Here is a 14,502-nt window from a genome sequence, read left to right as displayed (position 1 = left end):
GAGGGATATAGGGTGTAATGCCATGCTGTGCACAAAGAACCCCGATTCCAATGGGGCGAATGAAGCCGCGGGATAGATAATTTACTTGCTTATCGTACTTTAATGATACACAGGTTAATTCGAAGCCGTAATATCAAATGCGGCCGAGACGGGAAGATGATCAGAGGTAGTAGTACCGTAATTGGTGATAAACGACTGGGGCTCTTTGTAAATATCGGTACTGTTGTCAACATACAAGTTAGACAGCTCATCGCTCATGGTGATGTGATCAACGATGTCTGAATAGTTGACCGAAGCAGATTCGTCCGTATCAGAGAATTTTTTAGTGATGACCTCAAAATTTTGGGTATCATTAACAAAATTATAATAGGGGGTTTGCTGATATACTTCATTCCCATTCTGATCTTCAGAAGAGTATATAGACTTATCCACATCATCATTATAATCGCCCAGCAAGATAATATTGGCATCCGGCTTGTTATTTTGCAGGTAAGTATAAAGTCCTTCGGCTGCTTTTTTTCGCCGTTGATAGGCCTCGTACTCGGCACTAGCCTTTCCGTGAATAACGACAGCATAGAATTCTTTGGTAGTATTTCCAAAGGTGTAGTTAAATCGGAAATACAGTGGAATGCGTCCACTGGCCCAGTAGTAGCTCCAGTCGTTATTACTAATGTTGGCAACATTTTTTATTGAGCCCGCCTCCAGAGAATCAATTGTATTTGTGTTATAGGCAACAGCCATTTTTTGGGATCGGGGCACGAAATCAGTCACAAATCCCTTAAATTCTTTCATTTGATCTACGATTTTATCCAGGTCTCGTTGGCCAGCTACCTCCTGGAAGGCATACAAATCGGCATCAAGAGAGTCGATGACACTGATAATATTTTTCGTTTGTTGCAGAGTGTCCGAAGGTCCGGTAAAGCCCGTTCCATATCCTAGTAAATTCCATGTCACAGCATCCAGATTGGCATCAGCTGCTACAGCATCGGTAGTAGGAAGATTGGTTTCTTCTTGTGGTTCCTGATCCTCTTTGTCTTCTTCTGAAGGCTGATATTCGGTGCCACAGCCGCTGATCAATGCAAATACGAGAAAGAAAATAAAAACAAAAGAAAAGTCAGTGTGCTTCACTGCTCAGTTTGTTGTTTAGGATTCAAGCTCAGTACGGGGCTTTTAACATGTCTGGCCACATTAGCCGTAGTACTCCCCATCATAAGATAGTCGATGCCGGTTCGTCCCACAGTGGACATAACAATCAAATCGTGGGGATTATTGAGATTAAAATTTAAGATTGCTTCGTGTGGGGTTTCGGTGGAGACTATAACTTTTGTTTCCACCAGATCACTTATTTCGTGCAGCTGTTCTTTCGCCAGCACATCAAGTCGTTGTCGGCGCAGGTCGATTTTAGATTGTTCCGGCTGTTCTTCATGCTGTTGGTCGTAAGCCAAAATGTTTACCAGTTCAAGTTTAGCGCCGGCCTGTTTGGCAATAGCTTTGGCAAAGGGGAAGGCTGCCCGCGAGTTATCCGAAAAATCGGTGGTAAGCATGATTCGGTTCAACGTATCAAGCTCACGTTCTTGATTTACAATGAGCACCGGCACGCGCGAAGTGCGTAGCACTTTTTCCGACACCGATCCCAAGAAAAATCGCGAAAACCCTGTACGGCCGTGGGTGGACATTACGATCATGTCAAATTTTTCTCCCTCTTCAACAATGGTTTGTGCTGGGTTGCCAATAGAAATTTGCGGTTCCGTCAGCAGGGAAGAATCTACTGCCTCATTGGCAATTTCGGCTAAGCGATCGTGCAGCGTATCTTCAATGTTATCATATTCTCCTACCGAGGCTGGTTCCATCCCAAACATGTAGGGCCCGCTGTTAACTTCGTTAAGCGGAAGGTATGAGTGGAAGGGTGTGATAGAACCATTAAATAATTTCGCCATCTTTTCAGCCGAGTACAGTGCTTTCGATCCCAGATCGGAAAAATCGAGCGGTACTAGAATATTGATATTTTCCATGGTAGCCTCTTTGATTCGTTTTAAATAAAGTAGATTTGTTATTAGATAAGATAATCAATTATCAGAAAAAAATAATTATTCTATTAAAGGTGATAATGTTTGAAAAAAAACTAAAACCAGCCTTTTCGTTTAAAATAATAGATCATAATTAGAGCGATAATGGTCATAAAACCCAGTGATGCAGGATACCCCCAGTACCAGCTGAGTTCCGGCATATTATAAGGGCTGTTTTCGGGATTAAAGTTCATCCCGTAAATGCCGGCAATAAAAGTCAGGGGAATAAAAATAGTGGCAATAATCGTTAGTACTTTCATTACCTCATTCATCCTGTTACTGACTTGTGACATATACATATCATGCATGCCCAGCATCATATCGCGGTAATGTTCAATATTGTCAATCAACTGAATCATGTGGTCATATACATCCCGCAGATATATTTTTGTATTATCTTCTATAAAGGTTGTTTCGTCGCGAATGGTTGCGTTAACGGCATCACGCAGTGGCCAGATGGATTTGCGGAAAAAGATAATTTCTCTGCGCAGTTTGTGGATCTGATTTAACTGCTCAGTGTCTGATTCTTCAAGCAGTTCATCTTCTACCTGTTCAATTTCATCGGCTAAATGATTGATGATATTAAAATAATAATCTACTACAGTATCGATAAGTGCATAGGTAAGATAATCGGTACCTTGCTTGCGGATACGTGCATCTTTGGTAGATAACCGCTTTACAATAGGATTGAAATAGTCTTCGCCTGTCTCTTGAAAACATAACACAAAATCGTTGCCAAGGACGATGCTTATTTGCTCAGCCGTAAGTTCTTGATCCGAATAATTGAGCATGCGCATTACGAAAAACACACAGTTATCATAGAATTCTACTTTGGGACGCTGAGCTGTATTAACAATGTCTTCCCGAATAAGGGGATGGAGGTCAAAAAACTCCCAGATGGATGTCAATTTATCGGTATCGTGGAGGCCACTAACCTGAATCCATGTGTTGGATGCGGCTTCAAGAAAGGGCTGCACATTATGGATATCGGGAACAGATTCTACATTTAACTGGTTCTCATCATAGTCACGAACGATTATTTGAACTTCGTCGAGATGGCGTTCACCAATATGTTCGATAGTTCCCGGTGCAGCACCGGCATCTTTCTGTTTCCGGGAGGGCAACCGAATATCAGGTAAAAAATGGCTAAACGTTTTTTTAGTACTCATATCTACGATTAATATAAGATTAACACTACTGTAATATGAGTAAGCTTACTTCTATTAACAAATGTGCTTAGGATATTAACTATCCGATGACTTTTGTCGTTTTTTTAGGATCCAGTGGATGATGGGTGGGGCAAAGAAGATGGCAATAACTATTTGGCCGGTGTAATAATAGGTTAAGACTGCTATGAGCAGGCAAACCACTAAAATGATGCCTGATATAAGACTTGTTCGTTGGGAAATATTCATCATATTAGCTTTAGGTAGTTTCCAGGCGAAGTACTTTGAGCGGTGTTTTGGTATAGATGCTGCGGCTGTTGATCATCCCAATGAAGATTGTTAGAGCAGTAACTGCAAGTATGCCAATCAAAATAACCCACAGGTTCGGAGTAAAGGTGATGTCAAAGTAAAAATATGCCAGCAGCCAAGTGGCGCCGATGGATAATATTAGTCCCGTAAGTGCAGAGAGGATTCCCAGAAAGAGGTATTCCACGGATAGTATTTGGATGATTTGTTTTTTGCTGGCACCGAGAGTACGCAGCAGTACACTTTCTTTGATACGCTGGAATCGGCTGGTAGCTACAGAACTGGCCAGGACAATGAGTCCTGTGATAATGCTAAACAACGCCATAAACTGCACGGCAAATGATATTTTGCCAATAAATTGATTAATGGTTTCCAAGATTTGTCCCACATTAAGAGCCGAAATATTGGGATATTCTTGTACCACGGCCTGCTGGACGGAAGCGGAAATATCCTCATTTGCGGCACGGGAGATGGTTACATAAATTTGGGGGGCCGGTTCGAGTACACCAGTCGGGAAGAGCATAAAGAAATTAGGTTGGACCCGTTGAAAGTCAACTTTGCGGATACTGGCCACATAACCCTTGACGGGTACACCCTGTACATCAAAGGTAAGGGAATCCCCGATAGAAAGATTGAGATCCGTAGCAATTTCTTTGGCTGCCGAAATGGGGACACGTCCGGTATCAGGTGTTTGGCCAATCCATTTGCCTTGGGTCAGGGTCTCGGAGTCGATGAGCGAATCGCGATAGGTGGAACGATATTCACGGCGCAGCGCCCAGTCGCGTACATTATTAGTAGAATCATCGTCGATGGCCTGTGTGCTGCGTCCTCGCAGGGAATCCAGCCGCATGGTAACCATGGGTACGTTTTGTAGTACAGGCAAATTGTTATCCTTCAAAAGCTGGTTGACGCCCTCATTTTGGTCAGGTTGAATATCGAAGAAGATAAGATTTGGAGCATCATCGCGAGTAGCAAAATCAAGTTCTTTCATTAGCATATCCTGGCTAAAATAAAGTGTGCTAACCAAAAGCATCCCCAATCCAAGAGAGAGCATAAGCGTGGCTGTTTGATTGTGTGGACGGTATAAGTTAGCTAACCCCTGTCGCCATACGTACGGCCAGTGTGAGGGAAAAAATTGACGTACTAATTTGATAAGCATTTTTGCGACTAGAAGAAGTAATGCAAATGCTCCGATCATGCCAAGCGTAAAAAGTCCGCCAATAAGCCAATCCCCGGTAAGCAGGACAGCGTAGCCTACCACCGTTATTACTACAGCAGTATAGATAATTGATTTTGTTTTGGTGGATAGCAGTTCGGTAATGGATCCTTCGATGGTACGCAGGGCATACAGTGGTGAAGCTTTTCGGAGCCCCATTAGTGGGAGCAGGGCAAAGACCAGCGCAACCCCGGTGCCGGTGAACAGTCCAAGACCAATAGAAAGCCAGGATATCGTAAGCTCCACATTTACCGGCAGGAAATCGCTTACCAAGCTAGGCAGCAAGTATTGAATCCCCACGCCGAGCACCGTGCCGGTAAGGGCCCCCAAAAATCCAAGCACGACGGCTTGTATGAGGAAAATGCTCATTGTCTGATTCGAAGACGCACCGAAGCAACGCAGAACCGATGCCGTATTAATCTTTTGATTGATATACACGTGGATGGAACTGGCTACACCAATGCCTCCCAGCAACAGGGCAATAAAGCCAACAAGATTAAGAAATTTGCCCAGATTGCTGATAGCTTCGCCGATTTCTTCACGCCGTTCTTCTACCGTCTCGTAATCCACATCCATATTAAGGCTACTTTCGAGCGAATCAAGTTCTGTTTCTATAGGATTCATGGCCCGGCCGTCAGCAAACTTAAAATATTGTTTATACTCTACGCGGCTGCCGGGTTGGATAAGGTTTGTGGCGGTTAGCATAGACTGCGGGATAAAAATGCGCGGCCCCACGAGTGATGCTGCAGCTGCTTCGCCGGGCACTTTGGTTATCGCACCGCCAATGGGAAAAGTAACTTCACCTATTTTAATAGAGTCTCCTACTTCAGCCCCAAATTGTGTTAGCAATGCCTGATCAACTAGTGCTGATGAGTCAGTCTTAAAGGATTGTGCAGCTGATGATGGTATAGTCTCCAGTTTGCCGTAAAATGGGAAGTCACCTTTGAGTGCGCGAATATTCGACAGACGGGTATATCCGGTTTTGGGAAGTAGCACCATAGACGGAAATTGTGTGATGGTAGCCTGTTCACCGCCCAGCGAATTAAAATAGGTAGTAAGGGTGTCGGGGGGTGGTTTTTCTGTTTCAATTTCCAGATCGGCGCCCAACAGTTCCTTGGATTGGTTGTCGATGGTATTGTTCAGGCTGTCTCTGAATGAGGTAATAGCCACTTGAGCTGCCACACCAATAATAATGGCTGAGATATAGATAAAAAGCCGCTTTTTGTTTGAACGAGCGTCGCGCCAGGCCATTTTCCATGACCATTTAGAGAAGAATGAAGACATAAACGGGTATAAAAATCTTTAGATTAGTTGGGCTGATTGGGAGTCGGCAATCCATTCATCATCAAAAATTTGGCCATTTTCCAGGCTGATCATACGCTGGCATTGCTTGGCCAGAGACAGGTCATGCGTTACCAGCACCAGCGTAGTGCCAATAGCTTCATTCAGATCAAAGAGTAACTTTTCTATGGTACTGCCTGTGTCAGTATCGAGATTACCGGTAGGTTCGTCAGCAAATAAAATGCGCGGCTTGTTGATAAAAGCTCGTGCAATGGCCACTCGCTGCTGTTCGCCACCGGAGAGTTGCGCCGGATAATGATCCATGCGGTCGCCAAGCCCAACATCCTGCAGTAAATCTTTGGCATCGTGTTCTACTTCAGATCTTTCTTCTCCTCTCAGTTCGAGAGGTACCATCACATTTTCTAGGGCGGTAAGGGTAGGCACCAACTGAAAAGTTTGAAAAACGAACCCCACGTGCTTATTGCGAATTTCGGCGCGCTGGTCTTCATTTAATGGGTTGAGATTTGTACCATTCAGGATGATCTGCCCGCTGGTGGGGCGATCCAGACCGGCGCAGAGTCCTAAAAGAGTAGTTTTTCCACTGCCTGATGGACCAACAATAGAACAACTGGTACCTTTTTGAACTGAAAAACTAACATCATCAATAACAGTAAGTGTATGATCGCCACTGCTGAATTGTTGTGTAAGATTCGTAACTTTGAGTATCGGGTCTTTCTGCATAAAAATTTTTTGTAATATTGATTACCGATTATAACATATTGGGACGGATGAATCATTCAGAGGTACTCTGCGTTGGTATCATCCATGGATATAATTCTCTAATACCTGATCTAGAATAATGAAACGATTTTTAGTCTTTTTCGTTGCATCTTTTTTACTGTCAATTAGCTTATCTGCTCAAGATTCATCAAACCGCATATTATTTTTTGGAGACAGCATAACAGCAGGCAATGGTATAACTAAAGAAAAGGCATTTCCGGCATTGATACAGCACAAAATTGATTCTCTCAATTGGGATTACAATGCTATAAATGCGGGTCTGAGTGGCGAAACATCTGCCGGTGGATTGCGCCGCGTAGATTGGATGTTACGCCAGCCGGTGTCGGTATTTATGCTGGAGCTTGGTGGCAATGATGGACTGCGCGGGATAGATTTGGATGCCACAAAGAAGAATCTGCAAAAAATTATTGATAAAGTAGAAGCAAAGTATCCCAACGCAAAAATAATCATTGCCGGTATGGAAGTTCCTCCCAATTTGGGTCCTGAGTACACCAAAAAGTTTAAAGAGATGTATCCCGCATTGGCAGAAGAAAATGATGCAAAACTTATCCCATTTTTATTAGAAGGAGTAGCCAGAGATTCCGACCTCATGCAAGCTGATGGTATTCATCCCACTGCTCAGGGCCATAAAATTTTGGCACAAACGGTTTGGGATACCTTGAAGCCGATGCTTTTAAATATGAATAAATGAGTATCACAAAATTAATCAGACCATATAGTTCATTTGTTATGCGCAAGTTAAGTTATCTTTTTTGTTTTTTACTTCTGGGGATATTTGTCATTGGTAGTCCAGCCGATGCGCAAGAGCTTGATTATAAACCTAAAGTTTTGCTGGTAACGGCTCACCCTGATGATGATGCTCTTTTTTCAGCTACAGTATTCAAGACTACGCATTTGTTGAATGGAGTAGTTGATTTAGCACTAATGACCAATGGAGAAGGTGGTTATAAATATTCTACGCTGGGTAACTTTATTTACAACCGGGAGCTGGATAAAGAGGAAGTGGGACGAGCTTATTTACCCGGTATCCGCAAGCGCGAGCTGATGGCCGGCGGAAAAATCGTGGGATTGCGGAACTATTTCTTTTTTGACCAAGTGGATAAAGAATATTCAAAAGACATTGATAATCCTTTGAAAAGGTGGGATACAAAAATCGTTATCCGTCGATTGCAGAATATTTTAAAACAAGAGCAGTACGATTTCGTATTTACGATGACCCCGTCTGAGGATACGCATGCTCATCATAAAGCATCAGCCATTTTAGCATTGCGCGCGATTAAAAAACTTCCTAAAGATGAACGACCCACTGTGCTGGCTACGGATATCACATCATCAGTGGATGATTCGACTTCTTATACACAGTTAGAAGGGTACCCAATTTCAAAACTAGCGGTGGAAGAAAGCCCCCTGCAGTTTGATAGGCGGCAAACATTTGGCCACGAGGAGCGGTTGAACTACAAGATTATTGCTAGCTGGGTAATTGCCGAGCACAAATCACAGGGCACCATGCAGCTGCTGATGGGGCGTGGCAATGTTGAGCAGTACTGGCCCTATGCCATGAATGATTCGGCGCGCATTGAGAAAGCACACACCTTTTTTGAAGCTGTTAACGAAGTACCTATTTATCGGAATCCCGATATAGATTTTGATAACGAATAGAATGGTTGGTCCTTTTAAAAATATATGAACGGTTTGTTGCCGATTTTATACAGGCCAACTTTGGTTCCTAAAGGGATAATAGAAGAGGAGTAGGTCACGTAACGATTAATAAGAGATGTTATCTGTTACTCATCAAAATTATAGGTAACTGATATTCTGGCTGAGATACTTACCGACTGATCATATTCCTCAATTAGGCTGGCTGTTGATTGTGACCGCATTGCAATAGAAGGCGAGGGAGAATGGTCATAATTGTAATTCACATTTTTGATGCCCGAGATGGTTAATCCCGTCTCTGATGCGATAATATTCGCTTTTTGACGGGCAATTTTCAGGGCTTTTTTGAGTGCCTCTTCTTCTGCTTTTTTAGACTTACTTGATGAAAACTCCCCGCTAAACTGATCAAACCCATTTTCGATTAACGTAACTTGTATTTGTTCATACGTATCAAAATCACTTAGCGATAGGGTTACATTTTGTTGGGTTTGGACCTGCTGGCGTTCCCCCTTGGGATAGTTATTATTGTGGCTTTTGCGTATGCTAACAGGTTTAAAATGAATATCTTCTTCACTAATCTCATGCTTTTTCAGTTGTTCTATGAGCACTTGTTCCCGTTTCTGGTGAATCCCGTATGCTTCTTGAGGAGTAGGCGCTTGTGCGTTTAATGTTATCTGGAATGATATTTCATCCGCCGGGACGGCAACATCAGCTGTTGCATTAATACTAATTTCGTTTTGGGCTTGGACGGTTCCAGCGAGTACAAATAGCGACAGGGCAAATGTTAAAACTCTCATAAGTCCAAAAAAATAGATTAGGATTTATCGGTGTCACATAACACAGATTGCAATTTATCGGATGAAATATTGGCACCACAGACTACAATGACAGTCGTTTGATTGGAGAACCGTCCGGGATGTTTAAGCAGGCTGGCAATGGCCACGCCCGCGGAACCTTCCACTAATTTGCTGTGATGCTTAATCATAGAACGAATGGCATTGGCAATTTCGTCTTCAGAAATTAAGATAAAATCATCGACAAGCTTTTTACAGAGATCAAAAGTGACTGAGTTACGTTCGAACCCACCGGCCGAGCCGTCTGAGAGCGTTGGCTTTGATGTTATTTCTTGGTATTCACCGGTACGAACGCTCATAGTCATTTCGGGAGAATTTTCCGGTTGACAGCCAATGATTTTGGTACCTGCTGATTGATGCTTTATATACGTTCCAATACCGCTGATAAGTCCGCCACCGCCCACTGTGGCCAAGATATTATCGACATCAGAAAGCTCTTCCAGAATTTCAATACCGATGGTTCCCTGTCCTGCAATAATTTGCCGGTCGTTATAGGGTGATACGTAGATCCAGTCTTTTTCTTCGGCTTGTTCTCGCGTATAGGTTTCTGTTGTGTATGGGTCATCACCATGAAACTCCAGCTCTACATCATAAGCCCGAATACTTTCAACTTTTGAAGAAACTGCATTATGGGGTAAAAAAACTTTCCCGTTGATATCCAAGAGGTCGCATGCCCGGGCAAAACCGAGGCCGTGATTGCCAGTAGAGGCGGTGACTGGCAGTGCATCTAATTGTTGATCCTGTATCCATTTCAATTTGTTGAGGCTACCCCGCGCTTTAAAGGAGCCGGTAATTTGCTCGCTTTCCATCTTTAGATATATATCACCCTCACAATAATCACTAAGCCAATTGGAGTAGAGGAGGGGAGTATGCAGAATATCAGATTTAATGCGTCGATATGCACTGTCAATTTCTTGTAAGAGATTCATTATTCCTCAGTGTCTTTAATTTGTTGAGGTGGGCAGTCCTTCCATCTCCATAATTTTGAGGGCGTTCGTTGTGGGACAAGGACCGGGTTTTAGTTTATATTTAAAACTCATCTTATCGTCTTCCAGCGTTTCGGCAAAGTGATAGTTGCTTAGCTGTGGTATTTCTTCTTCGAGCCCTGCCAATTCCAGGTCATGAGTTGAAACAAGCCCCACGCCATTTTTCCCGGCTACCTGTTTCAGAAAAGCTTTGCTGCCTTGCAGGCGCTCGCGATTGTTTGTACCGCGATAGATTTCATCGACCATAAAAAAGACTGGCGTTTGGTGGTTGTCATTCAGTAAGTTAAGTAGCTCGCGCAGTCTTTTAACCTCGGCATAAAAATGAGAGAGCCCGTCATCCAGCGAATCGCTGACATTGATACTGCAAAATAACCGAAAAGGGATGGTTGACAATGTTTTGGCATTAACGGGAGCGCCGGCAAAGCAAAGTGCCAGGTTAATGCCCATGGTCCGCAGGAAAGTACTTTTACCGGCCATATTTGAGCCGGTGATAAGCAAAATATTCCCTTTCTGATCTATTGAAACATCGTTAGTTACTTTTTGTTCTTCTGGGATAAGTGGATGGCCGAGACTGGTTGCTAAAAACGGTTTTTCAGCATCTTTATCGGGCAGTGTAAAATTATAATGGGGATGCAACCACGCAAAGTTTGCCATGGAGCAGTAGGCCTCCAGTTTATACACATCGTCAACCCACTCTGAGAAGTAGGGTGCTAGCTCTTTCTTGTAAGAGCTTAATTTTTGGGTAAAGTATAAATCCCAGGGCACCAGGAAATTTAGCAGCGCCCAAATTACTTCGCTTTGTTGTGATGAAGCCGCACCGGCAATGCGAATAATTTTGTTCACATATTTCGACGGTGAATGATCATTTTTCCAGAATATCCGGCAAAACTTTTTAAGATGAGATTGGTTAGCGTAGTTATAATTTTCTAGAAAGTTGAGGACGGCATTAAATTGGGTAAGTAATTTTTTGATCTGGTGCGACTCCTCATATAATCCCGATACTTTTTTACTGTTAAAATTGTAGATCACCAAGTACAGTATAAAACTGAAAATAACATAGGGATTGATGATTCCTGCCAGGTAAAGTATACCCAAGGTTATGTTGCATAGCGATAGAAATCCCAGCACAGCGAGAGAAAGGGTATAATTAACTTCCTCCGATTGATGAAGATATGTACGAAGTTCATCGAGCGACCAATCTGTTTCAAGTTCTTTTTCGCTACCAATTTTAGCTCGAAGATGCAGCTGATCTCGAAACTGAGGTATTTGGACCAGCTCTTTAATGATGGCCTGTCGATTCCCAATTTTGTCCCAGTCAGCTTCTCTATTTAACAAGTATTTGCACAGTTGATCAGTGCTGCCGTTGTACGTAGCGTTGTCTATGAGCTGTAAGAGAGAATGTTGGCCAATAAGGTCTAAATCATAGGCAAAGGGATGGTTTTCATAATCTTCCGAGATATTATGTTCCGGAATTTTGTCCCAGTTCAGCTGTTGTCGTGCAAAATGCTGGCTGCGGATTGACTTCCAGATCGTAAATTTCTCAACAGCACGATCAACGTGATTATGCAGGTTCACCAGCTTCCAGAATCCACCTATAAATGCTGCTACGCTAAGCCAAAAAAGCCACTCAGGACCAAAGGTGCCCGCCAAGTAAATTAGGGTCAAACCGCCGACAAATGTACCGAGCCGTACCATAGAAAGACGGCTGCTCAGCTGATCAAGTTCTTCTGTTTTATTACTAAGACGGCGGATCTGATTCTTTAACGCCTGTTGTAAAGAATTGCGGCTGTAGGTATTCATAATTTAACTAATTGAAGGTAAACTCGGTTGAAGGATATAGAAAGGATGAGAAAAATAACAGCTAGTTGCTAATCATTTTTTAATGTTGCTACCGTAGCTCCCCATCCGCTGCGATCGCTTGCCAGGGAGTAACTTTGTACATGTGAATTTCGGTCGAGTAGGGCATGTACCGAACGGCGCAGATTGCCGGTACCTTTGCCGTGTATAATTCGGATTTTATAAATATTTTCTTTCAGGCATTCGTCAATATAAGTGGGGATGAGCGAACCCAGTTCATCAGGACGGAATTTGTGCAGGTCGAGCACACCGTTGATGGGAATATGGTTAGGCTCGTTCGGCAAGTTCAAACCACCGTTCGGTTTTGGTTTCAAGTTCTTGTTTTAACTCTTCATACTGGTCCGACTTTTCCTGTAGTTCTTTGTGATCCAAGTCGCCGTTGCTCATTTCGGATTCCAGCTGCTTTTTTTGTTCCTCGAGTTCATCAATCTTGTTTTCGAGCTTATTGTATTCACGTCTTTCATTGTAACTAAGTGTGTTGTCATTTCCAGAAGACCGTGATTGTTTATTGCTGTTATCTTTGGAAGCTGATGACTTCTCGGATGCAGATTGTTGAGACAGCTCTTTTTTGCGCTGATTGCGATATTCTTCGTAGGTACCATGGTGGTCACGAACTTGACCATTACCTTCAAACACAAAATAATGTTCCACCAGCTTATCCATAAAAAAGCGATCGTGGGATACGAGAATCAGGCAGCCCGGAAAATCCAGTAAAAATTCTTCAAGCTTATTTAACGTAAGTAGATCAAGATCATTGGTGGGTTCGTCAAGAATCAGGAAATTTGGGTTTTCGAGTAATACCATCATCAGGCTGAGTCGGCGTTTTTCACCACCGCTGAGTTTTTTGACGGGGGTATATTGCATCTCATCCGTAAACATGAAATGAGTTAAAAACTTGGAGGCCGATATCTTTTTGCCGCTTTCAAGCTTAATGACTTTGGCAACGCTATGTATCACGTCAATCACCCGTTGATCTTCGTCAAAATCGAGTCCCTCTTGGCGATAATGCCCGAATACAATAGTTTTGCCCACTCTTCGCTTTCCCGAATCGATGGGTTCTTCGCCGGTTAGCATTTGAAGAAAGGTACTTTTGCCTACCCCATTTTTGCCAATAATGCCGATACGTTCACCCTTCTCAAAATCATAATAGAAACTATCCAGAATCTGCTCGTCGCCATAACTTTTGGATACATTGAGCATCTCTAGTATTTGACCGCCCATCCGACTCATATCCATTTGTAGGCGCAGCTCCGGATCATCGGGACCGTCATCAAGATTATCTTTCAGATCCTTGAAATCGTCAATCCGCGATTTTGATTTTGTCGTTCGTGCTTTGGGCGATCGCCTCATCCACTGCAGTTCTTTTTTATACAGCTGATTGGCTTTATGAGCCCGCTTGCGCTCGATTTTGCGTCGTTCAGCACGTTTCTGTAAAAAGTATTGGTAATTGCCCTCGTGATGATACAGGTTGTTACCTTCGAGCTCAATGATATGGTCGCATACACGATCCAAGAAATAACGGTCGTGGGTTACCATAAGGAGGGTTAGGTTGCTCTTTTGGAGATATCTTTCGAGCCATTCAATCATGGCTACATCCAGATGATTGGTAGGCTCATCAAGGATTAGCATATCGGGATCGTCGAGCAGTACAAAGGCCAGGGCCACGCGTTTTCGCTGTCCTCCGGAAAGCGTAGCAATTTCTTGGTCAAGATTATGGATATCAAGTTGTCCCAAAATTTGTTCCATCCGCTGCTCATAATCCCAGGCACCGGCGGCATCCATGGCGGCAGCAGCCTGTGTAAAATTTTCTTGTGTTTCTGCATTATAATCTTCTGCCTGTGCTTGGGCAGCCTGTTCATAATTTTGGATGAGCTGCACCATCTCATTATCACTTTGCGCAATATAGGAGCGTATTGTCATATCCTCATTAAGCTGGGGATCTTGTTCCAGAAAGCCGATATTGACGCCGTTTTGTACCATCACTTTCCCGTTGTCGGCTGTTTCATCACCCACCAGAATTTGCAGTAGTGTGGACTTCCCCGATCCGTTTTCGGCAATGAGTGCTGTTTTATCTCCTTCAGAAATGCCAAATGAGAGTCCTTCAAAAAGCGTTTTATCTGCGTAGCTCTTAGATAAATTTTCGGTAGAAAGAAAGGTCATGATTTTCTATAAATGGTGTAGTTCCGATCTTGATCGAGAAAAATGTTGCATGCAATTTATAAAAATAAGGAACGATCAGGCCACTTAGAAACGCTGGATAAATTGAATTTGTGTAATAGATGCCCGCCTAAAATTAGGCTTGCAAGAAACAGT

The 14,502-nt window shown here is 43.1% G+C and carries 13 protein-coding genes; 2 read left to right on the top strand and 11 right to left on the bottom strand.

All coding sequences use genetic code 11. The features are described from left to right. Positions 1-114: 114 nt before the first annotated feature. From LX73_RS04220 to LX73_RS04200, 6 genes are all read right to left on the bottom strand, one after another. A complete protein-coding gene (locus tag LX73_RS04220; protein WP_148898216.1) occupies positions 115-1,128 on the bottom strand; it encodes an endonuclease/exonuclease/phosphatase family protein in 1,014 nt (337 codons plus the stop codon). Then, on the bottom strand, positions 1,125-2,012 hold the full coding sequence (locus tag LX73_RS04215) for a universal stress protein (protein WP_148898215.1): 888 nt from the start codon (positions 2,010-2,012) through the stop codon (positions 1,125-1,127). The genes LX73_RS04220 and LX73_RS04215 overlap by 4 nt, the downstream gene beginning before the upstream one ends. 110 nt (positions 2,013-2,122) lie before the next feature. After that, positions 2,123-3,235: a magnesium/cobalt transporter CorA gene (gene corA, locus LX73_RS04210; RefSeq protein WP_148898214.1), complete on the bottom strand. Its 1,113-nt coding sequence runs from the start codon at positions 3,233-3,235 to the stop codon at positions 2,123-2,125. Between the two features lie 75 nt (positions 3,236-3,310). Further along, complete coding sequence (locus LX73_RS12925; protein WP_170245575.1) at positions 3,311-3,484, bottom strand: hypothetical protein; 174 nt, start codon at positions 3,482-3,484, stop codon at positions 3,311-3,313. Positions 3,485-3,491: 7 nt separating this feature from the next. Beyond that, the gene (locus LX73_RS04205; protein ID WP_148898213.1) at positions 3,492-6,038 is read right to left on the bottom strand and encodes an ABC transporter permease; all 2,547 of its coding nucleotides are present in this window, start codon (positions 6,036-6,038) and stop codon (positions 3,492-3,494) included. A gap of 18 nt (positions 6,039-6,056) precedes the next feature. Next, positions 6,057-6,776 carry an ABC transporter ATP-binding protein gene (locus LX73_RS04200; protein WP_148898212.1) on the bottom strand — a complete coding sequence of 240 codons (720 nt, stop codon included), beginning with the start codon at positions 6,774-6,776 and terminating at the stop codon, positions 6,057-6,059. A 118-nt stretch (positions 6,777-6,894) separates the two neighbouring features. Between LX73_RS04200 and LX73_RS04195 the strand changes: the two genes are divergently transcribed. Both LX73_RS04195 and LX73_RS04190 read left to right on the top strand, forming a co-directional pair. Then, positions 6,895-7,527 (top strand): arylesterase, encoded by a 633-nt coding sequence (locus LX73_RS04195; RefSeq protein ID WP_148898211.1) that lies wholly within the window; start codon positions 6,895-6,897, stop codon positions 7,525-7,527. 38 nt (positions 7,528-7,565) lie between these two features. Continuing rightward, the gene (locus LX73_RS04190; protein ID WP_170245574.1) at positions 7,566-8,495 is read left to right on the top strand and encodes a PIG-L family deacetylase; all 930 of its coding nucleotides are present in this window, start codon (positions 7,566-7,568) and stop codon (positions 8,493-8,495) included. A 125-nt stretch (positions 8,496-8,620) separates the two neighbouring features. Here LX73_RS04190 and LX73_RS04185 read toward each other — a convergent pair whose 3' ends face one another. From LX73_RS04185 to LX73_RS04165, 5 genes are all read right to left on the bottom strand, one after another. Continuing rightward, the gene (locus LX73_RS04185; protein ID WP_148898209.1) at positions 8,621-9,289 is read right to left on the bottom strand and encodes an SIMPL domain-containing protein; all 669 of its coding nucleotides are present in this window, start codon (positions 9,287-9,289) and stop codon (positions 8,621-8,623) included. Positions 9,290-9,306: 17 nt separating this feature from the next. Next, positions 9,307-10,275, bottom strand: a complete 969-nt coding sequence (locus tag LX73_RS04180) for a threonine/serine dehydratase (protein WP_148898208.1) — start codon at positions 10,273-10,275, stop codon at positions 9,307-9,309. A gap of 15 nt (positions 10,276-10,290) precedes the next feature. Beyond that, the gene (locus LX73_RS13255; RefSeq protein ID WP_425461086.1) at positions 10,291-10,986 is read right to left on the bottom strand and encodes a MutS-related protein; all 696 of its coding nucleotides are present in this window, start codon (positions 10,984-10,986) and stop codon (positions 10,291-10,293) included. Positions 10,987-12,200: 1,214 nt separating this feature from the next. Then, positions 12,201-12,473 (bottom strand): Smr/MutS family protein, encoded by a 273-nt coding sequence (locus LX73_RS04170; RefSeq protein WP_246138159.1) that lies wholly within the window; start codon positions 12,471-12,473, stop codon positions 12,201-12,203. Continuing rightward, positions 12,457-14,349 carry an ABC-F family ATP-binding cassette domain-containing protein gene (locus LX73_RS04165; protein WP_148898205.1) on the bottom strand — a complete coding sequence of 631 codons (1,893 nt, stop codon included), beginning with the start codon at positions 14,347-14,349 and terminating at the stop codon, positions 12,457-12,459. Before LX73_RS04165 ends, LX73_RS04170 begins: the two co-directional genes overlap by 17 nt. Between the last annotated feature and the right edge of the window lie 153 nt (positions 14,350-14,502).

Source organism: Fodinibius salinus, assembly GCF_008124865.1.
In the GTDB taxonomy this organism is placed as follows: domain Bacteria; phylum Bacteroidota; class Rhodothermia; order Balneolales; family Balneolaceae; genus Fodinibius; species Fodinibius salinus.
The sequence above is the reverse complement of the archived record's forward strand: the minus strand, read 5'-3'. Positions and strand labels throughout refer to the sequence as shown.

What these genes read in the sequence shown, in the direction of transcription:
- LX73_RS04190 (WP_170245574.1), top strand. Translation starts at nt 7,566, where the DNA reads ATGCGCAAGTTAAGTTATCTTTTTTGTTTTTTACTTCTGGGGATATTT.
- LX73_RS04195 (WP_148898211.1), top strand. Translation starts at nt 6,895, where the DNA reads ATGAAACGATTTTTAGTCTTTTTCGTTGCATCTTTTTTACTGTCAATT.
- LX73_RS13255 (WP_425461086.1), bottom strand. Translation starts at nt 10,986, where the DNA reads ATGGCAAACTTTGCGTGGTTGCATCCCCATTATAATTTTACACTGCCC.
- LX73_RS04180 (WP_148898208.1), bottom strand. Translation starts at nt 10,275, where the DNA reads ATGAATCTCTTACAAGAAATTGACAGTGCATATCGACGCATTAAATCT.
- corA (WP_148898214.1), bottom strand. Translation starts at nt 3,235, where the DNA reads ATGAGTACTAAAAAAACGTTTAGCCATTTTTTACCTGATATTCGGTTG.
- LX73_RS12925 (WP_170245575.1), bottom strand. Translation starts at nt 3,484, where the DNA reads ATGATGAATATTTCCCAACGAACAAGTCTTATATCAGGCATCATTTTA.
- LX73_RS04185 (WP_148898209.1), bottom strand. Translation starts at nt 9,289, where the DNA reads ATGAGAGTTTTAACATTTGCCCTGTCGCTATTTGTACTCGCTGGAACC.
- LX73_RS04215 (WP_148898215.1), bottom strand. Translation starts at nt 2,012, where the DNA reads ATGGAAAATATCAATATTCTAGTACCGCTCGATTTTTCCGATCTGGGA.
- LX73_RS04205 (WP_148898213.1), bottom strand. Translation starts at nt 6,038, where the DNA reads ATGTCTTCATTCTTCTCTAAATGGTCATGGAAAATGGCCTGGCGCGAC.
- LX73_RS04165 (WP_148898205.1), bottom strand. Translation starts at nt 14,349, where the DNA reads ATGACCTTTCTTTCTACCGAAAATTTATCTAAGAGCTACGCAGATAAA.
- LX73_RS04200 (WP_148898212.1), bottom strand. Translation starts at nt 6,776, where the DNA reads ATGCAGAAAGACCCGATACTCAAAGTTACGAATCTTACACAACAATTC.